Source organism: Treponema sp. OMZ 803 (genome assembly GCF_024181165.1).
GTDB lineage: Bacteria > Spirochaetota > Spirochaetia > Treponematales > Treponemataceae > Treponema.
On sequence record NZ_CP051195.1, the window covers coordinates 1,808,898 to 1,831,943 of the forward strand.

24 protein-coding genes are annotated in these 23,046 nt (G+C 46.2%); 10 read left to right on the forward strand and 14 right to left on the reverse strand.

Features of this window, described 5'->3' with window-relative positions:
- Nucleotides 1–64: 64 nt before the first annotated feature.
- The 10 genes from rsmA to ABH09_RS08225 form a co-directional block, all read right to left on the reverse strand.
- Nucleotides 65–922: a 16S rRNA (adenine(1518)-N(6)/adenine(1519)-N(6))-dimethyltransferase RsmA gene (gene rsmA, locus ABH09_RS08180; RefSeq protein ID WP_253714025.1), complete on the reverse strand. Its 858-nt coding sequence runs from the start codon at nucleotides 920–922 to the stop codon at nucleotides 65–67.
- Nucleotides 903–1,793, reverse strand: a complete 891-nt coding sequence (locus ABH09_RS08185) for an acyl-[acyl-carrier-protein] thioesterase (RefSeq protein WP_253714026.1) — start codon at nucleotides 1,791–1,793, stop codon at nucleotides 903–905. The genes rsmA and ABH09_RS08185 overlap by 20 nt, the downstream gene beginning before the upstream one ends.
- A gap of 32 nt (nucleotides 1,794–1,825) precedes the next feature.
- Complete coding sequence (locus ABH09_RS08190; protein WP_253714027.1) at nucleotides 1,826–3,022, reverse strand: SGNH/GDSL hydrolase family protein; 1,197 nt, start codon at nucleotides 3,020–3,022, stop codon at nucleotides 1,826–1,828.
- A 15-nt stretch (nucleotides 3,023–3,037) separates the two neighbouring features.
- Nucleotides 3,038–4,579, reverse strand: coding sequence for an MBOAT family O-acyltransferase (locus ABH09_RS08195; RefSeq protein WP_253714028.1), 1,542 nt, complete (start codon nucleotides 4,577–4,579; stop codon nucleotides 3,038–3,040).
- A gap of 11 nt (nucleotides 4,580–4,590) precedes the next feature.
- Complete coding sequence (locus ABH09_RS08200; protein WP_162663838.1) at nucleotides 4,591–5,214, reverse strand: periplasmic-type flagellar collar protein FlbB; 624 nt, start codon at nucleotides 5,212–5,214, stop codon at nucleotides 4,591–4,593.
- A 96-nt stretch (nucleotides 5,215–5,310) separates the two neighbouring features.
- On the reverse strand, nucleotides 5,311–6,309 hold the full coding sequence (gene hflC, locus ABH09_RS08205; RefSeq protein WP_162663839.1) for a protease modulator HflC: 999 nt from the start codon (nucleotides 6,307–6,309) through the stop codon (nucleotides 5,311–5,313).
- Nucleotides 6,306–7,244 carry an FtsH protease activity modulator HflK gene (gene hflK / locus ABH09_RS08210; RefSeq protein ID WP_253714029.1) on the reverse strand — a complete coding sequence of 313 codons (939 nt, stop codon included), beginning with the start codon at nucleotides 7,242–7,244 and terminating at the stop codon, nucleotides 6,306–6,308. The genes hflC and hflK overlap by 4 nt, the downstream gene beginning before the upstream one ends.
- A 368-nt stretch (nucleotides 7,245–7,612) precedes the next feature.
- Nucleotides 7,613–7,924 carry a type II toxin-antitoxin system RelE/ParE family toxin gene (locus tag ABH09_RS08215; protein ID WP_253714030.1) on the reverse strand — a complete coding sequence of 104 codons (312 nt, stop codon included), beginning with the start codon at nucleotides 7,922–7,924 and terminating at the stop codon, nucleotides 7,613–7,615.
- Nucleotides 7,924–8,160 carry a hypothetical protein gene (locus ABH09_RS08220; RefSeq protein WP_162663842.1) on the reverse strand — a complete coding sequence of 79 codons (237 nt, stop codon included), beginning with the start codon at nucleotides 8,158–8,160 and terminating at the stop codon, nucleotides 7,924–7,926. The genes ABH09_RS08215 and ABH09_RS08220 overlap by 1 nt, the downstream gene beginning before the upstream one ends.
- A 62-nt stretch (nucleotides 8,161–8,222) precedes the next feature.
- The gene (locus ABH09_RS08225) at nucleotides 8,223–9,176 is read right to left on the reverse strand and encodes a D-2-hydroxyacid dehydrogenase (RefSeq protein ID WP_253714031.1); all 954 of its coding nucleotides are present in this window, start codon (nucleotides 9,174–9,176) and stop codon (nucleotides 8,223–8,225) included.
- A 188-nt stretch (nucleotides 9,177–9,364) separates the two neighbouring features.
- On the opposite strand from ABH09_RS08225, the gene ABH09_RS08230 reads away from it, so the two are divergent.
- Nucleotides 9,365–10,789, forward strand: a complete 1,425-nt coding sequence (locus tag ABH09_RS08230) for a TDE2508 family outer membrane beta-barrel protein (protein WP_253714032.1) — start codon at nucleotides 9,365–9,367, stop codon at nucleotides 10,787–10,789.
- A gap of 138 nt (nucleotides 10,790–10,927) precedes the next feature.
- Here ABH09_RS08230 and ABH09_RS08235 read toward each other — a convergent pair whose 3' ends face one another.
- The 3 genes from ABH09_RS08235 to ABH09_RS08245 all read right to left on the reverse strand — a co-directional run bounded on the left by ABH09_RS08235 (nucleotide 10,928) and on the right by ABH09_RS08245 (nucleotide 11,885).
- Nucleotides 10,928–11,230: a hypothetical protein gene (locus ABH09_RS08235; RefSeq protein ID WP_253714033.1), complete on the reverse strand. Its 303-nt coding sequence runs from the start codon at nucleotides 11,228–11,230 to the stop codon at nucleotides 10,928–10,930.
- Nucleotides 11,231–11,397: 167 nt separating this feature from the next.
- Nucleotides 11,398–11,700 (reverse strand): Rpn family recombination-promoting nuclease/putative transposase, encoded by a 303-nt coding sequence (locus ABH09_RS08240; RefSeq protein ID WP_230977631.1) that lies wholly within the window; start codon nucleotides 11,698–11,700, stop codon nucleotides 11,398–11,400.
- Nucleotides 11,697–11,885 carry a hypothetical protein gene (locus ABH09_RS08245; protein WP_253714034.1) on the reverse strand — a complete coding sequence of 63 codons (189 nt, stop codon included), beginning with the start codon at nucleotides 11,883–11,885 and terminating at the stop codon, nucleotides 11,697–11,699. Before ABH09_RS08245 ends, ABH09_RS08240 begins: the two co-directional genes overlap by 4 nt.
- Before the next feature lie 228 nt (nucleotides 11,886–12,113).
- On the opposite strand from ABH09_RS08245, the gene ABH09_RS08250 reads away from it, so the two are divergent.
- Genes ABH09_RS08250 through ABH09_RS08280 form a run of 7 tightly spaced genes read left to right on the forward strand, consistent with a single transcriptional unit; the run spans nucleotide 12,114 to nucleotide 19,966 of the window.
- Nucleotides 12,114–12,533, forward strand: coding sequence for a hypothetical protein (locus ABH09_RS08250; RefSeq protein WP_253714035.1), 420 nt, complete (start codon nucleotides 12,114–12,116; stop codon nucleotides 12,531–12,533).
- Nucleotides 12,511–13,656 carry a nucleotide-binding protein gene (locus tag ABH09_RS08255; protein ID WP_162663856.1) on the forward strand — a complete coding sequence of 382 codons (1,146 nt, stop codon included), beginning with the start codon at nucleotides 12,511–12,513 and terminating at the stop codon, nucleotides 13,654–13,656. Before ABH09_RS08250 ends, ABH09_RS08255 begins: the two co-directional genes overlap by 23 nt.
- A 10-nt stretch (nucleotides 13,657–13,666) precedes the next feature.
- Complete coding sequence (locus ABH09_RS08260; RefSeq protein ID WP_253714036.1) at nucleotides 13,667–15,868, forward strand: FapA family protein; 2,202 nt, start codon at nucleotides 13,667–13,669, stop codon at nucleotides 15,866–15,868.
- 11 nt (nucleotides 15,869–15,879) lie between these two features.
- Nucleotides 15,880–16,869 (forward strand): prolipoprotein diacylglyceryl transferase, encoded by a 990-nt coding sequence (gene lgt / locus ABH09_RS08265; protein ID WP_162663858.1) that lies wholly within the window; start codon nucleotides 15,880–15,882, stop codon nucleotides 16,867–16,869.
- A 7-nt stretch (nucleotides 16,870–16,876) separates the two neighbouring features.
- On the forward strand, nucleotides 16,877–17,326 hold the full coding sequence (locus ABH09_RS08270; protein ID WP_253714037.1) for a hypothetical protein: 450 nt from the start codon (nucleotides 16,877–16,879) through the stop codon (nucleotides 17,324–17,326).
- Nucleotides 17,327–17,353: 27 nt separating this feature from the next.
- On the forward strand, nucleotides 17,354–17,815 hold the full coding sequence (gene nrdR, locus ABH09_RS08275; protein ID WP_162663859.1) for a transcriptional regulator NrdR: 462 nt from the start codon (nucleotides 17,354–17,356) through the stop codon (nucleotides 17,813–17,815).
- Nucleotides 17,816–17,869: 54 nt separating this feature from the next.
- Nucleotides 17,870–19,966 (forward strand): ribonucleoside triphosphate reductase, encoded by a 2,097-nt coding sequence (locus ABH09_RS08280; protein ID WP_253714038.1) that lies wholly within the window; start codon nucleotides 17,870–17,872, stop codon nucleotides 19,964–19,966.
- Between the two features lie 170 nt (nucleotides 19,967–20,136).
- Here ABH09_RS08280 and ABH09_RS08285 read toward each other — a convergent pair whose 3' ends face one another.
- Nucleotides 20,137–21,291 carry an iron-containing alcohol dehydrogenase gene (locus tag ABH09_RS08285; RefSeq protein ID WP_253714039.1) on the reverse strand — a complete coding sequence of 385 codons (1,155 nt, stop codon included), beginning with the start codon at nucleotides 21,289–21,291 and terminating at the stop codon, nucleotides 20,137–20,139.
- Nucleotides 21,292–21,654: 363 nt separating this feature from the next.
- Between ABH09_RS08285 and ABH09_RS08290 the strand changes: the two genes are divergently transcribed.
- Nucleotides 21,655–22,515 carry an SIR2 family NAD-dependent protein deacylase gene (locus ABH09_RS08290; protein ID WP_253714040.1) on the forward strand — a complete coding sequence of 287 codons (861 nt, stop codon included), beginning with the start codon at nucleotides 21,655–21,657 and terminating at the stop codon, nucleotides 22,513–22,515.
- A 22-nt stretch (nucleotides 22,516–22,537) separates the two neighbouring features.
- Nucleotides 22,538–22,957, forward strand: coding sequence for an Rrf2 family transcriptional regulator (locus ABH09_RS08295; RefSeq protein ID WP_253714041.1), 420 nt, complete (start codon nucleotides 22,538–22,540; stop codon nucleotides 22,955–22,957).
- Nucleotides 22,958–23,046 lie beyond the last annotated feature (89 nt).

Below are 23,046 nucleotides of genomic sequence, written 5' to 3' on the forward strand. Positions count from 1 at the left end.
CAGTACAGCGCAATCGTTTATTCATCGGAACCTCGTCGGGGATATATAAAAGCTAACCGAGCCTTTACACATCGCAAAGTGTATCCGATAATCGGATAAAATCATAGACGGTCAGCGATTCCGCACGGGCAGCGGGATCGATTTCGGCCGCTTTTAACAGGGATTCCGCCGGCAGCATCTTTTTTCCTCTAGCAGCAAGAATCGTGCTCAAATTATTCTTCACCGTTTTGCGCCGCGAACTGAAAAGGCCGCGGACAAGGCTTAAAAAAAGACGCGCATCGCGTACCGGCTGCGGGGACTGTTTTTTGGTAAAGCGGAGCGCTCGGGATTCGACATTCGGCTTAGGCCAAAAGGCGGCGGGAGCAATATCACGAATCGGCTCTACATCATACGCCCATTGGCACAGTACCGAAAACGACGAATAATCCGCACTTCCCGGAGTCGCGGTCATACGGAGCCCGACCTCTTTTTGCACGGTTATCACCATACGGTCAAAAAAACACTCGGCTTCGATTGTCGCCGCGATGAGCTTTGCCGCAATATTGTACGGCAGATTCCCGAAAAAGGCCTTCGGCGCGTGCCGTTGATATTCAGCCTTCCACGTTTTAAGCACATCGCCTTCTATTAAATGGAACGAATGATATGAACCGAAATAGGACGTTAAAAGCTGTACGAAGCCGCGGTCTATTTCGAACACGGTTAGATCGGCGCCAGCCTCCAACAGCAGCGATGTCATCGAGCCGAGCCCCGGGCCGACTTCCCATACAGCATCTCCGGCGGAAAGACCGAGTGCGGAAATCAGCTCCTGCCGTATATGTGCATTAATCAAAAAGTTTTGTCCGAATTTTTTCTGCATCCCAAACCCGTGTTCATCGAGCACAGCAGCGAGTGCGGACGGCGCATTATAGTCGGGAAGTTTCATGTTCAACCTGAAGCGGCCGTGCCATCTTCCGTTCATCAGCCCATTCGCTACGGGCGCGGAACACCTCGCTGCCGTCGGAAGTTCTCACAATAGAATGCACACATACGTTGTCTTCAATATGAGAGCAGCGGCAGCAGAGTTCTTCCCCGTATTGAGCGGAAATCAAAAAATTGGTATCGAGGACGCGGAGTAATTTGCCGCGGCAAAAGTCTGCACCCATAAACGACAATGCCCAGCGGATATAATTCAGATTATTGACGTGCCCGTTCATATCGATATCCAAAAGCGACGGATGGAACAGCTCTTCCCGATCCCAGTGTTCCGGCAAGGAAATCTTTGCAAAAACCCGTCCTTCCAAATGCTCATCACAAAACGTCAACGAACCGAACACCGTGTCGTCAAGAACGGCAGGCTGATTGGTGTGCGTATTCAGCACAACCCAGCACGTACTGCCGCGCACACACAGCGCTCCATGTCGACGCAACGAGTCTGCCGTCCATTCGCTACCCTTCCGTTCCGCCGCATCAAAATCTTTAAAAGCCGCAGACAACGAATCTTTCTTTCCGCCCTCAGCGTAGTAATAGGCAAAATCTCGAAAACAAAAAAGCCCCTTTGGCGGCTGAGCCCATGTTTGTAACGTCAGGCAATCGAGCCAGAGCGGATATTCATGTATTTCAAAATGCTGCTTCGAAATAATCCACATCAAACCCCGTTCTTGCAGCTGCGGCATAAATATACCGGTAGAACTATAGTGATTAGCCGCCAAATCCTGCGAAAGCGCAGCAACGGTTAACGGTGTACAGCGATACTGCCCGTCGATGGCAGTGGTCGGCACCGTATACGGCATCGTGTATTTATTGTCGAGTATCATAGGCACCAGTGTAACTGCTTTTAGAGCGTTGTTCAATGCGTTTCAAATGCGTAGTCGCGGTGCAGGCGGTCGATGAAGTGCTTCATTAAATACTCGCCGCCTTCGACTGTGTAGTGGATACCGTCGCCCTGTATAAGCGGTATCCATGCGCTGCCTTCGGGCTTAATCGCTCCGATGTATCCCGTTCCATATTGCTCGACGAGGCCTTTAAGTGAAATCCTTACCAGCTTTTTGGAATCGTATTCTTCGGCGACGGAATCGTGCACTGCATTTAGGTATTGCATCTTTTCGTTATATGCAGCGCTCCGCACAACCGGTAAGCCGAGCCAGTACAGCCGCGGAACGGAAGCGAGCGCAGTGTCGAGATGTACTTTTACCATTTTACGGTACACCTCTTCCCATTCGGGCGAGCCTGCCGTAAGAATGATGCCGCCGGTTGTCCACATATCCTGATAGTCATTCATACCTAAGAAAATAACAGCCGCATCAAAACGTTCCCCATCTTTTTGATCGGCAAAAACGGCTTCAAGTTTTTGCGGCCAGTTATAGTAATCGGATCGGAGAAAGCCGGAAGAAGGAACGCTTAATTCCCGTACGGCAATAGAGGTATCGGAGCCGAGCGCACGGGTCATACCGGCAGCGATACTGCGCATCTGAGAATCTCCGAAAAAGAATAGCCGCAAGGGCATCCGCGCGGAATGGACAACCGGTAGTGCGACATTGCGGAGCATCGCTTTAGAAACCTGCCCCACCAATTCTGCAGGCAGCCCGCTGCCGCCTAAATTATCCGAAAAGCCGGGGATTGTTTCGGTGTACCCCTGTTCTCCGGTTACCGCGTAAAAAGCGGCGACCTCGCTGTCGTACACCCCTTGGCGGTAAAAGAACGTATCCCATTCGCCGCGCTCCGCTAACCCCGCCGTCCGTATAAACACATTCCTCAATACGGGGATAACGGCAGCAACGGGAGATGATTCGGTCACGGAAACAATCGGCGCGGTGAGTGCGCTGTAAATATTTTTTAAAGATACTCTTTTGATGTTTTGCACCGGATGCGCAAGCCGCTGCCCTAAAAACGGAATAAGAATAAGCAGCGTTAGCACAACAAAGAAAAAACACTGATTGGGAGAGTATCGGCCGTTCCGCCCTTGCCCGCTCTTTTGCCCTTGCCGATTGTCGTATTCTTGCCGCTCGTATTGAGCCGATTCGCCGCGTTGACTGTTTTCACTCATACTCTGCGTATCCCCCTAAAATCCGAAGTAGATAAACGGTGCGATGCCGGACGTCGACACAATGTTGAGGCCGACAAAAAACAGCACAACGGCAGCGGCCTTTACCGCAAGCGGCAACCGTACATACCGTGCAAAATACGCGCGGCGCGTCTCTTCTTTCGGAATTTGCAGTAGAAAGGCGGCGGCAAGCGGTACCAGCACAAACCAATGCACCGTGCGGAGCGGCTGTGTGATATTCTTGAGCGAAGAAAAATACAATGCAATTTCCCGCACGGTATTCGACCGGAAAATCAGCCAGCTGATATTGATAAACACAAAAACGCGTCCGATCCGAAGCAGCCGGTTCATATCAATGTTCCGTCCGGCAAACCGCACTATGCCGCGGCGCGGTTTATCGGATACAGCCGTTGCAGTAATGAGAGATTCTTGGTTGCCCGCAGCAGTGTTGATAGCGGCGGCGCGGCGTTCTTTACCAAGCACAGCGACTACCCGCTCTGCGGCGCAGGCAAGTCCCTGCAACAACCCCCACAGCACAAAGGGAATGGAGCCGCCGTGCCACACCCCCGCGATGAGCATTGTCCCGACCAGCGCAATCACCGTGCGGACTAAACCGTAGCGTGAGCCGCCGAAGGAGAAGTACACATAATCGCGCAGCCACGACGAAAAACTGATATGCCAGCGCCGCCAAAACTCACTCACCGATTGGGAAAGATACGGCCGGTTAAAGTTCTGCGGTGCTTCAAAGCCGAGCAAAAGCCCGATGCCGATTGCCATATCGCTATAACCTGAAAAGTCGCAATAAATGACAAACGTATACGACACCAAAGCGACAAGCAATTCGAGGGTATTACACTGTGCAGGATTCGCAAATACGGGATCGACGGCAAGCACGGAAAGAAAGGTTGCCAGCACCATCTTTTTATACAGCCCCGACAAGATCAGCAGTACGCTGCGGTCAAACGCTATCGGGCGTTCCTCCGTTACGTCCTGTGTAAGGTTGTCCGGCAAGGCTGTAAAAAAGGCTTCCGCCTGCACGATAGGCCCCGACGCCAGCTGCGGAAAAAACGAGATATAGAGCAGTACTTCGATAAACGATTTAACCGGCCGCATTTTGCAGAGATAAATATCAAAAATATAGCTCATCGAGCGGAACGTATAGTACGAAATACCGATCGGTAATAACAGCGAGCAACTTTGCAGTTGCAGTAACAGCGGGGACTGGAGCTGCCCGTTAAAAAATGTGTAGTTTAAAAAAGAAATAAAATCATAAAAATATTTGAAAAATCCGAGGAAGAGAACGTGCAACGCGGTACCGGTTATCATTGTAATGGTACGGGGAATATAGTTTTTTTGTATACCAAGCAGATAGCCGGTAAGGCCGGACAGAGCCGACACTCCGAACAGCAAGAGGCAAAAGCGCCAATCCCAGCAGGCATAAAAAAAATAGCTTGCGCAGGTAAGTAGAATAATCCGTTGTCTTTTCTGCCTGAATACATACCAATACAGAAAAAAAACAACGGAAAAAAAGAGCGCAAACCGAAGTGTCGGAAATAACATCTCTCAAGAGATTAAGGAAGCGATGCCGGTTTGTTTGCCATCTTGCGCTGAATATCGGCGGCGCGATTCGCCGGCATCAACGAGAACCAATATGCAACGGAAGAAGTCTTGTTTGCTTTTTTTGCAATTGCCTCTACCGCCCGCAGCACATCGATAATATCCTGATCATCCATTTGCAATAAGTTTGCGACCGCCTTCTCAGGCTGCATACCGTTGATATACCGTGCGATCTGGTCGATATTCGCTTCCCGCATATCCCGTTCCGTCATCATCTGTTTAAAAGACTTTTCTTTTTCTTCTATAATAGAAAGCCGATCGTCCAGTTCCTGTGATACCTGTGCAGCTTCTTTTTCGCGAGCAGTAACATCAGCCTCTTTTTTATCAAGCTCCTGCGAGCGGACATCCAAGGCGATCAACCGCTTTGCATACCGGTCGGCATCCAAATCCGCATCCGCATCAGCCGGAGAAGCGACACCTGCCGGCGTCTTTAATCCGAACAACGAGTATACCGGTGAAAAAACTCCCCGTGCATTGATTAAGCCGAGATAGCTGAACCAAAAAAGTCCGCCGAAAACCAATATAATAATCAATAAAAGCAATACTATTACTCGTCCAAAAGAACCTCTACGTCTCACCGGAGTCCTCCCTGCATATTTCAGTATCGGTAAAAATCTTAACAAATATTAGGGCATCCCTAAAAAGCATTTTTTAGAGATGCCCATCACGCGCTGTTAATGTTTATAGAGATATTGAAAGTATTCCATATCGGTTGATAATATCTTTTCGGTATCGGGAAGCGCGTTTTGATATACTTCAAGACTCTTCCAAAAGCTATAAAACTCAGGGGACTTGCCGTAGGATGCGGCATAGATTGCGGTGGCCTGTGCGTCTGCCGCGCCCTTTATCTTCTCCGACTCGGAATACGCCTTTGAAAGGATGCTCTTTTTCTCGTTTTCCAACTTACCGAGCCATTCCGCCTTTTTTCCCTCACCGGTAGAACGGAAGGTCTGCGCAATCTGATTCCGCTCCTTAATCATTCTATTATATACGGAGGCTTGCAATTCGTCGGAATACTTTATCTCTTTAAAGATAACATCGATAACCTCAATACCGAAATCTTTCAGCTGCATATTCGCTTTCTTTAAAATTTCGGCGGCCAGCACATCACGCCCTTTTTCGATAGCAGCATACACAATCTTTTCCGCACCGGTTACCTCTTCCAACTTCACCTCGTCCGTGTTCAGCCCGATCTGCTCTTGGTGCACCATTTCATTAATGCTGTTGGTGTTGCGGACAACGTCATTCAAACTGTTGACGGTGATGATATCCCGCACTGATGAGTCGATAATATCCGAAAGACGTGAATAAGCGGCTTCGTAGGTTCCGAGAGATTGATAAAACCTACGGATATCTGAAATACGCCAACGGCTGGTGGTATTCACCTCAATAAATTGCTTTTCTTTAGTGAGGATCTTTTGAGGGTCGCCGTCGATGCGCAATAATTTTGCCGTGTATCGATGTACCTGGTACAGAACCGGTATTTTAAAATGAAGTCCCGCCTCCGTTTCGGCTTTGACAATTTTACCGAACTGAGTGATAATCGCAGTTTGTCCTTCATTTAAGATATAAAAGGGCTTTACCGACAACACAAGAATAAGAATAAACACCACCACTGCGCCAAACCGTATGGTCTTTTTAGCCTTTACCGGATCTATTTTGCTCGCTCTCACTGTTCTCCTCCCGAAAGATTTTTTAACGGTAAGAAATTTTTGACGTTTTTATCGATGAAGATTACCTTGTCGGTATTTGAAAATATCTTATCGAGTGTTTCAAGATAGAGCCGCCGCTTGGTAATATCGGGTGCCTTGCTATACTCGGCATAGACGGCATTAAAACGGGCAACATCTCCTTCCGCCTTGTTGATCCGTTCCACCGCATAACCTCGTGCTTCTTGAATCATCCGGTCTGCCTCGCCTTTCGCTTTGGGTATCTCTTTGTTGTAGGCTTCTTTGCCTTCGTTAATTAACCTGTTCATATCCTGAATGGCGATATTAACATCCTCAAAAGCTTGCTGTACATCTTCCGGCGGAACAACATTTTGCAGCTGTACCGACGAAACCGCAATGCCGAGACCCAGCTGCTTATACTTTTCATTCATAATTTCGGGCGCTAAAAACTGAATGGAGTCGCGTTCAGACCCCATAATATCAAAAATAGCGCGATCGCCGATTAGGCTGTTGATTGCCGCTGTGGACACATCGCGGACGGTGTTAATCCGTTCCCCTTCTTCAACATTAAAGAGCCATGCTTTGGGATCGATAATACGGTACTGTACCGTCCATTCAACATTGATAATATTCAAGTCGCCGGTCAGCATTGAAGATTCGGTGACGATATTATTCCGGTACTGACTCCGGTCAGAGGCCATCGTGGTACGGAAACCGAACTCCTCTTTTTGAACGGTCGTAACCGGAATGTGATACACCCGCTCGACAATCGGGATAATGAACTGTAAACCGGGCTGCAGCGTCCGGTTATATTTACCGAGCCGAGTTACCACACCGTTATCCGTTGTCGAAACAACGGTAAAACTGAAAAATGCCAATGTGACGAGTACAACCGCCGCCCCTATTGCAACAAGCTGCCCGTTTTTTAATTGCTTCATTGAAACTCCCTCCGGAGCAAACACAACAGATGTTTGTAGTATACCCCCGCAGAATATATAAGCAGTCCGACCAGAGTTTCGCCGCGTTGCGGCTCAAATGGTCGTCCAGCTTATATATTTTGCGGTATCAGATTGATCCATCTGCTGTGTTTGCTCGTCTTTTATCATAAATTATGCATCCTCTTCGTTAAGCAGTTGTATACGGATGTACAACTGCTTAACAGGCTCTTTTCAAAAGGCTTACGGAAAGTTTATTCAAACAACCCAGCCTCCGGTATTCTGCGGTATTTGACTGGCTTATCTGATGTGTTTGCCCGTCTTTTATCATAAATTGAGCGAGATTTTTTCAAAATTTAGCTCAAGATGTTTTATTCATAATCCGACAAAATTTTGTCTAAATCTCTTTTTCCGTATGAAACATGTATTACCGTTGCCATATCTTTTTCTACAACATAAAAGATAGAATAATTGCCTATGGAAAAATAGCGGACACCTATCGAATACCATGGTTCATGCGGGTAAAGATGGTAACTTTCCGCCATAAAACTCAAACTATCCATAGCAGAGTAGAGTTTAGTTAAAACGGCATCTGCATTAATTTTCGATTGTAATTTATTCAAGATATAAGCATAAATGTCTGCTATATCATTTTTTGCTTGATCTGATAAAACTACTTCCATTATGCGAACCGGCTTTTTATTTCTGAAAAGGCTTCTTTAACAGGGGTAACCCTTCCTTTTTTCATATCATCGAATCCCTTTTGCATTTTTGCTTTAAATTCCTCATCGGATTCAATTAATGGATTCAGTCTTTTCTGCGCATATTGATAAAGAAGAAAATCAAGATATTTTGAGGCATCGTCAAGACAAGCTTCCGGTAACGTTTTTATCTGCTTGATAACTGTTTCGTAGGACATCTTCTTCCCCTTATTGTGGCTAGTTTACCATACCTTTCGAAAAAATTCTATAAATTCCCTCCTTACACTACATTCTGCGGTTTACCGGCAAGAAAGCTTTTTACATTATCCGCGGCGAGGTTCAACAGACGCGTCCGCGCTTCGCGGGTTTGCCATGCGATATGCGGCGTTATAAAGCAGTTGGGGCAGCCGAACAGCGGATGATTTGCAGGCGGCGGCTCAGCGCTCAGTACATCGGCTGCATAGCCGCCGATGGAACCTTTTTTCAACGCTGCGGCAACCGCCTCATCATCGATAAGCGGCCCCCGTCCGGTATTGATAATAAGTACGCCCGGCTTTACTTTCGTAAGCGCTGCGGCATCGATTATTTTTTCGCTTGCACTGTTAAGCGGCGCATTCAAGCTGATAATGTCGGATTCGGCAAGCAAGGTTGCAATGTCAACCTGCTTCGCCGCAGCGAGATGAGGTACCGTTTTGGGCGAGCGATTAACATAGAGTACCCGCATCCCCATCACAAGCGCAATTTCCGCAACCCTTTGCCCGATGTGCCCAAACCCGATAATACCGAGCGTCTTCCCCGTCAGTTCAAACGTCGGGAACGAGGTATAGCAGAAATGCTCGCTGCGGCTCCACTTACCGCCGTGAACCTCATCACTGTGTTCCTTTACGTGCCAATAAAACTGTAAGATGAATGCAAATACCAGCTGCGCAACGCTGTCGGTGCTGTAGCTGGGAATATTCGTTACGGTGATCCCAGCCGCATGAGCGGCCTCTACATCGATAATGTTGTAGCCGGTTGCCAGCACGCCGATGTACCGCAGCTTGGGTAACCGCCCAATCAAGTCCTTTGAAAACACAATTTTATTTGATAAAACCGCCTCGCAGTCTTTTACTCGTTCGTACACCTCATCGGGTGCGGTTTTGTCATATATCGTAATATCCGCAATATCCTGTAAAACCCGCCACGACAAATCTCCCGGATTAAGAGTGAACCCATCCAGTACAGCTGCTTTCATACAAACCTTCCTTTATATATACGGTAATTTTCCGGGAGTATTATAAAGGGCAAAGCGTTTTTTTTCAATTGAATAGTATAAAAATTAAAATTAAAATTTTCTGTTGACATATTGAGAAAGCATGCTATCATAATAAATAACCTTCTTTGAAGGAAAAATTCTCAATTTCAATAAAAAGGAGAAAAACAATGAAATTGTCAAAAAAAACATTGGTAACGGTTTTCTTACTTACCGTATGTTTTACAGCAGCATTTGCACAAACCCCACCCCATGTCGAACTCATGCGGCTTAGTCCAAAATCGATGACAAACGAGAGCACAAAAGAGCTGTTCGGAACGGACGTCGATGACTACCTCGACGTAAACGAGTGGAGTAACGTAAAACCCGAAAAATTATTTGGCTTTTTAAGCTATGGAAGGGATGGAAACGACAAACTTAACTTTGGCCTTGCAGGGCCGGTCGCCGGCAAATTTTATTTAAGCGGTTTTTTCGGTGGTCAGTTGAATAGTTGGACTTCAAAAAAAGAAACCAAGAACAAGGGCAAAGATGAAAATAAGACGACAACCGGAACCAGTACCACTCATACGGCAAGCGGTTCACTCCTGTTCGGTTTTGACAATATCGGTATTATGGGAAGTTTTACCTACAAACCTGAAGCTAACAATGGAACCGTTACAGATAAGCTGACTAAAACAACGACTACCACGAATAAGTTCAATCTTGAAGCCACTTTGAAGGCTGGTATGAATATAACAGGGTCGGAAAATAAGATTTTTAAAGCATCTGCAGAGCTAGGGCTTACTTCGAAGGTAGATAAAGAGATAACAAAGACTACCGGGAGTTCCCCATCTTATAATCTAACCAGCAATGATAGCGAATACACACTGCGGCTAAACGGCGGGGTCGGATTTGATTTTGCGCATAACGGTCCGGTAACGCAAGGCGCGAGCTTCGCACTGAACACCGAATGGAATATATACCCAATAGTCACTAGCGAGAGTAGTTCAACAAACACAAAAGTAAAAAAATATGGTAGGCTGAGCGACACACTTACGCTTGATCCCGCATGGCAAATTACCTACGAACCGGAAGAAAGCAAGGTCGCCCTTAAAGCAAAAGTCAACGTACCGGTAGCATTCCACTTTAAAAACGGCGAAAACTACACCGATACAATAATAAGCGGCTCATCCACGAAAGTCTACAAGATAGATCGGAAGTATACCACCAAAATCGGCTTCACTCCGGCATTGAGCGTAGGACTTACCTATGCCCCCGTTTCCAAGTTCCGCTTCAATTTAGGCGCTAAATTTAAAGTTCCCACATTCGGATGGACCATAGAAACAACGAAACACCGCAACAGTAGCGACGGCTCGCTCACTGCTGCCGGTACTGACAAAGATGTAACATGGGACTTTAAAACTGCAGACGGTAAGATAGAACTTGGTACCGGTTTTACATGGCTCATCTCACAAAATATTACCTTTGACGCCCATTGGAATTTAGGAAACTTACTGGATAATTTCAAGATTGACTTCTCCTCCGGTAACATCTGGAACAAGCTAGGTAAGTTTATCGGTAATGATATCGGCTTCTTACTGTCGGTTAAACTATAAAAAAAATCAACACCTTCGACGCAGCGCGTCGGGGAATAAGTGGGGGGTAGCCCCCTAAAAAACGAAAGCCGTCTTGAAAAACTGACGTTTTTGAGACGGCTTTCGTTTCTAAGCATACAAAGCGATAATAATACATAATTATAAATTGATCTTCTCGACTTCCTCTTCACTTAATCCGGTAGCTTGCATTATCTTTGGTACGGGATCACCGAGCTGCTTTAATATTCTTGCTGTTTCGACTTTTGCTTGATGAGAGCCGCGTGCTTCACCTTCGACAAGACCGCGTTCGAGACCTTTCCGCTCAGACTCGTTTATCATCGAAAGCCGGTCGCTTTCATATTCCCACGCTGCCTCATATCGTTTTCGTTCTTGTTCATCCAGATAAAAGATATCCATCACTCGATTGGCCTTAGCCATTACAGGATTCCCTTGTGCTAACATGGCTCTCTCCTCCTATCTTTTGAAAACATGCAGGCATCTACTTCGTTATTTCACAAAAATTAGTCCTCGACGTGCAAAAGCACGCCTGCGGGTAATTTTTGTTCATGCCTCGTATCTGCTCTGCCTCTTTTCAAAAGCGCTGGTTATGATAAATCACAGCTAGTTTATCACTTTTTGACCTTTATCGGTAGAGACTTTTTCCCATATCTGTTCCGCCAAGGATGGCGGTGATTCCACGCAGCAGCGATGTTTTGCCGAATGGCAAAACTCGTGTTTTCCGATAGACACGGAAGTCTATCGGAAAACGACATCTCCACATCGATTTTACGCCCGTCATTTAAGCGGATTTTTATATCCAGCCGTCCTGTTTTATCGTTGTAAAATCGGGGAATTTGTTCGCTATTCTCGATACGGACATCATCAAAATCATCCTTGCTCAACTGACTAACCAAAGAAATAAATTCGATCATAATGTCTTTATTCTCTGCGGTTCCAAAGGGACAGAAGCGGCATGGATGCCGCTGGTTATATCAGAAACGATGTTTCGGCAACAGCCGAAACTCGTTCTTTCCATTGTACACGGATGTACAATGGAAAGAAATGCGTAATCATTCCGAGCGGTAAACCGCATGGGGATGATAGGGGATTTTCTCATATTTGCCTCCTACAGTCCTTATATAACTTTTGGAACAAAATGGCAGGAAATTATCCAAAAACTGTTACGCAATCCGCTTTAGCGGATATAATGAATAATTTCCTTACAGAAAAAGCCGATAGGCTTTCAGTTTTTGGACAGCCTCTATCAATTCATAACACAGACGACTCGGAATTTTGGATAGCGAGCCCTTGACCTAACGTAATCTTGCGCATACACTCTATAGAAATGAACAAGAAAACGGTTGCTGCCTATTGTGCCGCTTTTGTGTACGAAATAATAAAAGTTTTTTATATTGCCGCCTTTTCCGTCGGCTATCTGCAGAAGATATCCTTCTTTAAATATAGTGCACTTGCGGCGCTCTGTATGCCGGTACTTTTATGGCTGATGCTCGCATTAAATGAAAAAGACTTCCACTGGGCACTCTATGCATCCGCATTGTTCAAATTAACTGCTGTTTGCGCCGAATTCCTCTATATTTTTCAGCGGGGATTTGCTATAATAGGGATTGTCTTTAACTCGGCACCGAGCAACGGCAGTCTCGATTTTTCAAAGGGAGTGCTTTTTTTCCTTGCAGTCGATACGGTGTTGCTGTTTTATTCATTTATAAAAGGGAGTGTGTATTATGCAAATAATACCGATTGCTAGCGGAAAGGGCGGGGTCGGAAAAAGTCTTCTTTCCGCGAATCTTGCAATTGCCCTCGGACAGGCAGGAAAAAATGTTCTGGTTGCCGATCTGGATTTAGGCGCATCGAATCTTCATTTGGTTCTTGGGCAGCAATCGAACGCGCACGGAATCGGTACTTTTTTGTCGGGAAATTCTTCATTCGGAGATATTATTGTAAATACGGGGTATCCGAACGTACGTTTTGTTCCGGGCGACTCCGAAATTCCCGGCTTCGCAGCCTTAAAAGCCTCCGATAAAAACAGCTTAATCAAAAATATGCTTAAAATGGATGCAGACTACTTGATTCTTGACCTCGGTGCAGGAACACACCTCGGTATTCTGGATTTCTTTTTGCTTTCCCCGCAGGGCATTGTCGTTACCGCACCATCGGTTACCGCGATACTGAACGCGTATCTTTTCTTAAAAAATGTCGTATTTCGTATGCTTTACGGAGCTTTTAAGCGGAACAGTCCGGGTTTTAAATACCTTGAAAAGCTCAAATCCGATTCCTCGTCCATGCAGCGAATGTACATTCCTCGCATCATCACCGAACTCGAAAAAATCGATCCTAAAAACACCGAGCTTTTTTTGTCCAATCTGCATAAATTTAAGCCCCGGCTTATTATGAATATGCTCGACGATCCGAAAGATGCCGACAAAGCCTTAAAGATCCGCCGGTCATGTCAGGAATACCTCAACATCAATCTTGAACACCTCGGTGTTATTTACCGGGATACAATACAGGATACGGCGCTTGCATCACGTTTACCTGTCATCCTATACAAACCGCAAGCTATGATTTCTCAGGCAATCTACCGCATTGCCGACAAAATTCTACAGTCCGAAACCGAAACTTTTCAAAATGTGGCGGATTACGCCGAATATACCGATGAGACATTTCAGTCTGCCGAATTGGAAGCCGAAACCGACTTCCGCTCAAAGATGGGCTATATCGAAGACCTTATCGGCAGTGAAGCACTGTCAATGAACGATATTGCCGAAATGCTCAAGAGCCAGCAATATGAGATTTCCGTTTTAAAGAAAGAAAATGCTTTGTTAAAGCGGAAAATAAAAATAGCCCTTGAACAAGGGTATCGTATATAAGCGGTATAATATGAAGTGGACGATAAAACAAAACGAAAAAAATAAAAAGTGGTATTTTTCCGTCAGCGGCGTAGACAATAAAGAGAACTGCGTATTTCCCGCCTATGAAGAAATAGTTGAACAGGCAAAAAAAGAAGGGGTGTCTACCGAAAACCTTATCAATGCACAACAGTTTGAACGTTACTTTGATAAAATAGTGTATGGAACGACAGTACCGCTTCCCCTCGAAATCGAACTTGATCCATCCTTCGATACGCGGCTCATTATTGATCCGGATAAAACAAAAGCAACGCTCTATATACGGAAAGCAAAAGACGAGCCGCACAATATCGATAAAAAATTGATTACAACAATGCTGAATAACAGCCAGATTGCAAACATCGATTTTAAAGTGCTGGATCAAAAAATAGACGCTTTTATCGAAGCTCCCGATCGGGAAATTGAGCTTGTCATTGCAGAAGGCACACTACCCGGACGAGGAAAAGACCGGTCGCTTATTCCGCACATTACGAAATTGGATGAGGCAGAAGATATTCTGCTCCGCAAGAAATTGCTCCATGCAGTGGGAACAGCTCGTGAGCAGCCGCAGATGATATACGACAAAGATTTCCCGCTTTCCGAAGCACAATCTCTTTCCATCGTCGCAAAACATGATCTACTGTATGAATTTTCAAAATCGGAACTCGGGACAAGTGGAGCGGATATTTACGGGAATACTATTCCGGGGTTACCGGGCAACGATCCTTTTGTGCTGGATTTACGGAATATCACGCAAACGAATGACGAATTGAAGGCCGGTTGCAATGGAATTCTCTTATCGGCGGAAAGCCCTGACGGCCTCAAGCTACGTATTATCCCGTATAAAGATGCTACGGTCAAAGCTGTTATCAGCGACGACAAAATGGAAGCCTCTCTCATTCTCGAATCGGGAAGAGGGGCAGGAGCGCGCCTTTCGCTTTCTCGCTTAAAAAAAGCATTGGACGAAGTGAACCTGCCTCCTGATCGATATACCGACAAAATACTGAAAGACGCTATTTACGAAGCACGACTTTCTTCCGCACCGGTTAAATTTACCGTCAGTAGGGGTATACAGCCGGTTGCCCCGCATTCGTACCAATTCGACTGGAAGGTTGATTTCGGGTATTCAAACAGTGTTTCGGTAAAACGGGGAGAAACCCTCCTGGAAACATTCTTTCAGGAAGCCGGCGAAAAGGGCTCCGATGTATTCGGAAACACTATAGAAATCAATCAGGCAGCACTGTTAAAACTACCCCAAACCGATAACACCATCCGTGTTATTAAACAAGGAAGAAAGATTTCGTTTGTAGCGGCTGTGCATGGGGAGTTGATACGTACCGGTGAAAAGCTCAAAATACTCAATTCAAAGATTATCGATACGGATGTAAATAAAGAAACCGGCGATATTATCTTTGCCGGTGATGTGATTATCAACGGGGATATTGATGCAGATCGCAGCGTAAAAGCGGGCGGCTGTTTAACCGTCAACGGAGATGCAGGCGTATCGCTGGTGTACACTAAGGAATCGCTTTTAATGAACGGCGGCATACGGGGAGAAAGCCGCGGCACGGTGTGGGCAAAGAATACGATGGCGCTCCATTTTGCCGAAACGGCACGGCTATTTGCAGGCGGTAATATCTATATCAATGAGTACAGTTTCCGCTGTGTCGTTAAAACAAACGGTCAGCTGATTATGACCGGAGAGCCCGGTAGTTTTATCGGCGGAAATGCTCATGCGGCCCATGGTATCAATGTGCGAAATTTAGGGGATTACAAAACCGTCCGTACGATTATTTCATTTGGACAAGACTACCTGATAAAAGATAAGATAGAGGTATACGAAAAACAGACACAGGACAACCTGTTGGAGCTTGCCCGCATAGAAGGGGAATTAAACGACTCGGAAACCCCTGCCGACCGTATCCAAGAACTGCGGGAACAAAAAGTCATCTTACTTAAATCAAACACATCTCTCGGCATAAAGATTTTTAAGCTGAAAGAAAATTTTGAATCGCATATTTCTTCGGAAATAAAGGTAACCGGAACCGTGTACCCCGGCGTTATTTTGGAAAGTCACGGCAGATATTATGAAGTACGCGAACCGGCTTCTCATGTCATATTCACTTTCGATTCAAAACAGGGCAGGATAGTCTGTAAGCAAATTGAAGATAAAATCGAGTTTACGGCGGAATAAGAGGTATTTTTATGATTTGTGCTATTCAATATCCGTCGTGGATACAACCGGAGATTATTCCGGGCTTTCCCTTTTTACGATGGTACGGGTTTATGTACCTCGTTGCCTTTACAATCGCATTCGTACTGTTTAAGGTACAGGTTAATAAAGGCGAATTACAACGGTATGCAAAAAGCGAAAAGCCTATCACGAATGAAGATATTATTGACTTTTTTACCTGGTCGCTTTTCGGACTGATGCTCGGCGCCCGCATTTTTGCAACGCTGGTATATGAGCCGGAATGGCTTTATTGGCAAAAGCCGTGGTTGATCTTTTGGCCGTTTTCCAAAACAAGAGAATGGACGGGGCTGCAAGGGATGTCGTATCACGGAGGTTTTATCGGCTGCTTCTTAGGCGCCTTTCTGTGGACAAAGCGGCATAAGCAGGACTTTTTTGCATGGGCGGATACCGCAGCAGCGGGAATACCGCTTGGCTACACCTTCGGAAGGCTCGGAAACTTTTTCAACGGCGAACTCTACGGGCGTATTACGACAAGCCCCATCGGTATGCTCTTTCCGTCGGTGCCGCTCCACGACTGCTTCCCGGTTAAAGAAGCATGGGTACGGGAGTTTGCAGCAAAAGCAGGAGTCGCCATACAGGAAGGCGCGCAGTATGTCAACCTACCCCGCCACCCGAGCCAGCTGTATGAGGCACTTTTTGAAGGAGTACTCCTCTGGATTGCGGTATGGCTGGTACGCAATAAAAAACCGTTTAACGGCTTTTTATTTTGCTTCTACACCATCGGTTACGGGGTTGTTCGTTTTTTCATCGAATACTTCCGCCAGCCCGATTATGAGCTGGGCTTCCGGATTGCTGCTGCTGCGGACGAGGCAAATATCTATCTTTTTAGCTCGTTCAAAAATATTTCTACCGGACAAGTCTTTTGCTTTATGATGATTGCAGGCGGATTTATCGGTATCGCTCTTTTAGCTCGGTACAATCGGAAGAAGAACCGTGGATAAGCCCCTGTTGCCTACAAAAAAACAAAACGATAATTTTACCTTTTCACTCCTTTCATTCGGTACGCGGACAGGGTACGCCGTTATGTTGCTGTGCATTGTTGCGGCCTCAGCCCTTATGTATAGTGAACGGCGCCAGCTGCCGATTTTGGGAATCATACTGAGCTGTTTTGCATTGTTTGTGCTATGCTACGTAGATCGGTGGCGTTTTAACTGCACGAAAAAGACCATAGAGTATCGGGTAGGCCTTGTTTTTCTTGCTCTGCGCAAGCAGTATTCCTTCTCAGACATCGAAAAAGTCGAAACTGAGCGCTTTGTCAAAGGTCTGTTTAAAACGGAGTTTATAAAATGTATGCTGTGTTTACGTACCGGAGAAAAAAAGACCGTCGCCATTTTTCCGGCACGCAACAAAACGCTCGAACGACAGTGGAAAACACTCTCGGCGTTTTTCGCCGATTAAAAAAAACAATTAAAAAAGGGAGAGAATATGCGCTGTCCGTATTGCGGAAGTGTTGACGACAAAGTGGTAGAGTCCCGAACGCTCGGGCAAGGCGATTGTATCAGGCGGAGACGAGAATGCCTCAGCTGCGGGTACCGCTTTACCAGCTATGAGCGGATAGAAGAAAAACCGCTGATGGTGGTTAAACGAAACGGACGGAGGGAACCCTTTGACCGCGCGAAATTGGAACGCGGCATCGAACGTTCGCTGGAAAAACGTCCCGTTTCGATGAACGAAATTGAAAACATCGTCAGCGATATTGAAGATGCGGCGGTTATGAATAGTAAGAGCGCGAAAGAAATCAAGAGCACGGAACTGGGCGAAATGGTACTTGCTCGTTTATACACCGTAGATAAAGTGGCATATATTCGGTTCGCATCGGTATATAAGAAATTTAATGACCTTGATGAATTTATCAATGAGGTGAAAAAAATACATGAGCATCTTTAAAAAACTGAGATTTTTAGAGATGCTCACATGTCAAATATGGGGAGGAAGAAAAACATGGATCAAGCGGTATTTCCTGAATGGACGGCCTTTTTAGGAGACACAACGATAGAAACAAAGCCGGTATTGCGGTCGGTAGTAAAACGGTCGGGTGATATTGAAATCTTTAATCGGAATAAAATAAAGATAGCGATTCAAAAAGCAATCGAGGCGGTTACCGGTTCGGCGGATGAAGAAAAAGCCGATTCGCTGACGGCTGCGGTGGAAGAGAAACTGACAGAGTTGATGGCTTCGCGCCATGCTCATTCTATTCCCGCAATCGAGGAAATTCAGGATATTATCGAAAATGTTTTGATCGAACGCAATGAAGCAAAAATCGCAAAGGCTTTCATCCTCTACCGTGCAAAACGGGAAGCTGTCCGCGATGCGGAGCGGCTGATGATCGATATCGACAAAACGATGAATGGCTACTTGAGTAAAAGCGATTGGCGGGTGAACGAGAATGCCAATGTCAACTTTTCGCTCGGCGGTCTTATCTTACATAACTCCGGCACGATAACGGCAAACTACTGGCTTAAAAATATCTACACACCGGCAATCGCCGAAGCGCATCAGACAGCCGCTTTCCATATCCATGACCTTTCGATGTTTTCGGGCTATTGCGCGGGATGGTCGCTCCGGCAGCTTATCCAAGAGGGTTTAGGCGGCGTTCCCGACAAGATTACGTCGAAGCCTGCGCGCCATCTTTCCACCTTGATTCAGCAAATCGTGAACTTCCTCGGCATTATGCAAAATGAGTGGGCGGGGGCGCAGGCGTTCAGCTCATTCGACACCTACCTCGCGCCCTTTGTCAAAGCCGATAAGATGGACGAAAAGAGTGTAAAGCAATGCCTGCAAAGCTTTATCTATGGGGTTAACACGCCGAGCCGTTGGGGGAGCCAAGCACCGTTTACTAATATCACGCTCGACTGGACATGCCCCAAAGATCTTGCCGATAAAAAAGCAGTAGTCGGCGGAAAGGAAACCGATTTTACCTATGGCGATTGCCAAGCGGAAATGGATATGATCAATAAGCTCTTTATCGAGCTGATGCTGGAAGGCGATGCGGCAGGCCGCGGCTTTCAGTACCCCATTCCGACCTACAACATTACCGAAGACTTTAAGTGGGACAGCCCGAACGCCGCCCTCCTTTTCGAGATGACGGCAAAGTACGGGACTCCGTATTTTCAGAATTTTATCAATTCGGATCTTAACCCGAGCGATGTTCGCTCCATGTGCTGCCGCTTACAGCTGGATAAGCGAGAGCTGCGGAAACGGGGCGGCGGTCTTTTCGGCTCCGATGAATTTACCGGCTCCATCGGCGTGGTTACCATCAATATGCCGCAAATCGGCTACCTTGCGCGCACGGAAAAAGAATACTTTGACCGCCTCGACTATCTGATGGAACTTGCTAAAACCAGCTTGCAGATTAAGCGCAAGGTGATTCAGCGGCTGTTGGAGGGAGGGCTTTTCCCGTATACGCGCCGGTATCTCCAACACTTAAACAACCACTTTTCTACAATCGGGATTTGCGGCATGAACGAATCATGCCTTAACTTTCTCGGGGAGACTATCGTGGGCGAAACCGGCAAGGCCTTTGCCGAAAAGGTGTTAACCCACATGCGCAAGCGGCTCGCTGATTTTCAGGAACAGACGGGCGATCTCTTTAACCTTGAAGCAACCCCCGCCGAAAGCACCTCGTACCGGCTTGCGCGGCACGACAAGCAGCAGTTCCCTGACATTATCACCTCCGGGGAGCGCGATCCTTACTATACCAATTCAAGCCAGCTGCCGGTTTCGTATACCGCCGATGTGTTTGAAGCCTTGGATCATCAGGAAGCGCTGCAACGTAAATATACCGGCGGTACGGTATTCCATATCTTCTTAGGTGAATCGATTAAAGAGTGGCAGGCGTGCCGTGATTTGGTTAAAGCGGTTGCGTCCCATTACCGTATCCCGTATTTTTCCATATCGCCGACCTTCTCCATCTGCCCCACGCACGGGTACATCGACGGAGAGCATTTTGAATGTCCCTTGTGTAAACGCGAAAAAGAAGCTGAATTGGAAGCCCGCCTACGTGAACTGGAAGCGGAGAAGGAGGCCTTGGGCTACTAACCATCAGAGCAATCGCATCAGACTATTTTTAACAGCCCCGCAGAATAAGTGAGGTCGTTCAAGCAGAATTTCGCCGCGTTGCGTCTCAAATGCTTGCCCAACCTCACTTATTCTGCGATTTTTATTTATCTATCTGATGCGATTGCTCTTCTCCTGAAATGTTTATATTTTTAAAAATCAATTTCCTTGCCGTAATAGGCTGCAAGGTAAATCTTCTTAATATCGGCGGGAGAGGTTTTGCGTGGGTTGGTCAGCGTACACGCATCGTTAAAGGCTCTTTCGCTCATCAAATCCAATACCTTGAGGAACTTATCTTCTGCAATAACGGTATTCTTGCCTTCCTGAATAGTGCGGGTGATACCGACTTTCCGGTTCAAGGCAGAGACAGCCTTTGCAATATCGTCGATACCCAAAGCTCCTTCCAGCTTGCTGTAGCGGTCGGTTTCTTTCCTATTATAGTTGATAATATACGGAAGCATGATTGCATTCGCTTCACCGTGTGTCAGATGGAATTCACCGCCGATCTTATGCGCCATCGAGTGTACGATACCGAGTGAGCAGTTGCTGAATGCGATACCGGCAACCGTAGATGCCGTGTGCATTTTTCCGCGTGCTTCCATATCGTTCCCGTTTGCAACAGCCCGTTCCAGATACTCGAATACCAGCCGGATTGCCTCAAGCGCATAGGGGTCGGTGTAATCGTCATGAGCGGTAGACACGTATGCTTCGATCGCGTGAGTCATAACGTCCATACCGGTCTGAGCGGTTACCAGCGGCGGCATTTTTGCAGGGATTCTATCATCAACAATCGCAATGTCGGGGATAATATCAGGGCTTACGAGCGGATACTTGATATTCTTTTCCGTGTCGGTAATAACGGAGAAAGCGGTAATTTCGGAAGCGGTTCCGGAGGTAGAAGGAACACCGACCAGCTTTGCTTTTGTCCGCAGCTTGGGAAATTTAAAGGCAGCTAAATCGTCAAAGTTATAACCGGGATATTCGTAGTACACCCACATGATTTTTGCAGCATCCATTGCAGAACCGCCGCCCAATGCGACAATCCAGTCGGGATTAAAGGCTGCCATCTTTGCGCCGCCTTCTTTACAGGTTTTAACGGAAGGATCGGGTTCTACGCCGTCGATGACCAGCACTTGCATACCTGCTTTTTCCAGATAGCCTTTCGCTTCATCGACAAAGCCGAATTTTTTCATCGAGCTTCCACCGGTAACAATAGCGGCTTTCTTTCCTTCCAAGGTAGAAAGGAATTCCAAGGCTCCCACCCCGTGTACAATTTTCGGGGGGATACTGAATGTTGCGTACTTCATAATTTATACTCCTATTCATTAAAAGAGGTGTTATGTGCTGCCGTTTTACCTATGTTTAAACGGATAGTTCAACACTCTTTTATTTTATAGATAGTATTATAACGATATATTATTATTTAGTAAAGAGGGAAAACGATAAAAAAACACCGATCAGCCCCAACAGAGAGACTAAACGGTGTTAGCCGGATAAAAAAATCCAGAAGTTCTATTGACATTACAATCAAGCCGCTGTATAGTCATAGATGTAAATTCATAAGAACAACCAACTTTTTTTCCGTTCGCTGGTGAATGGGCGTCATGCTATTCCTGCACGTGAAGCGTTTTTGCATGTGCAAGACGAAGGGATTTACCGGAGGATTTTATATGAGAGAAGCTATTGAGCAATTAAAACAGATTATTTCCGAAGCGGAAACCGTTGTTATCGGCGCAGGGAGCGGTCTTTCCACTTCGGCAGGTTTCACCTATTCGGGTGAGCGGTTTGAAAAATACTTTTCCGATTTTGCGGTCAAGTACGGTTTTCAGGATATGTATTCAGGCGGATTTGCTCCTTTTGCCTCGCTTGAAGAACGTTGGGCATACTGGAGCCGCTATATTATGATAAACCGTTATATGGATCCGCCCAAACCGGTTTATAACAACATACTTTCGCTTGTGCGGAACAAAGACTATTTTGTGCTTACGACAAACGTAGACCATTGCTTCCAAAAAGCGGGTTTTGACAAGAAGCGGCTGTTTTATACGCAGGGCGACTACGGGCTGTTTCAATGCAGTGAACCGTGTCATCACAAAACCTATGACAACGAAAAACAAATCCGTGCAATGTGGGAATTCCGCAACGAGATGAAAATCCCGTCAGAACTTGTACCGCATTGTCCTGTTTGCGGAAAACCGATGAGTATGAACCTTCGGGCAGATGACACGTTTGTTACAGACGAGGGCTGGGATCAGGCTGCTAGTCAATATGAAACATTTTTACAAAGCCGGAATATAACAAGCCGTTCCGGTCAACAAGAAGGAGCGGGGAACGTGTTGTTTCTTGAACTGGGTGTTGGAAGAAACACTCCCGGAATTATAAAGTATCCGTTTTGGCAGATGACGGCAAAAAATCCGAATGCGCAGTATGTTTGTATAAATTTTGGGGAAGCGTTTGCACCGTACGAAATAGAAAAACGGTCGCTCTGTATCAATGATGACATTGGCGAGGTTTTGCAGGCGCTATTATAAAAAAATGAGATAAGGGTGGAATATGAAAATCAGTGTTCGTTTTACAGCAGCGGTTCATACGCTTTTGTGCATTCAATATTTTGAAAAGGATATGCGCGTTACTTCGGATTTTATTTCTGCAAGCACGGGTGTCAATGCTGTTATCATACGGAAGATTTTGCTGCAGCTGCAAAAGGCGGGATTGGTAAGAACTGCGGCAGGGGTCGGCGGTTCATACTTGGCACGGAAGCCTGATACAATCACGTTGCTGGATGTATACAACGCAATCAATGAGGGTGCAGAGGAACGGGAGATTTTCAATTTCCATCCGAATCCGAATCCGCAATGCCCTGTCGGAAGCAAGATTCACCGCGTGCTCGATGCTGCATTGCAAGAGGCGCAACAAGCAATGGCAGATTCGCTTAACAAAACAACAATTGCCGATTTAGGAGTGGGAATATAACCGGAGTCTTGTTTCTTTTACGCCTCCGCGCGAATAAAAAAGCTGAGGGCTTGCAAACCTAAGGATACGATATCCAAACGTCCAAGATC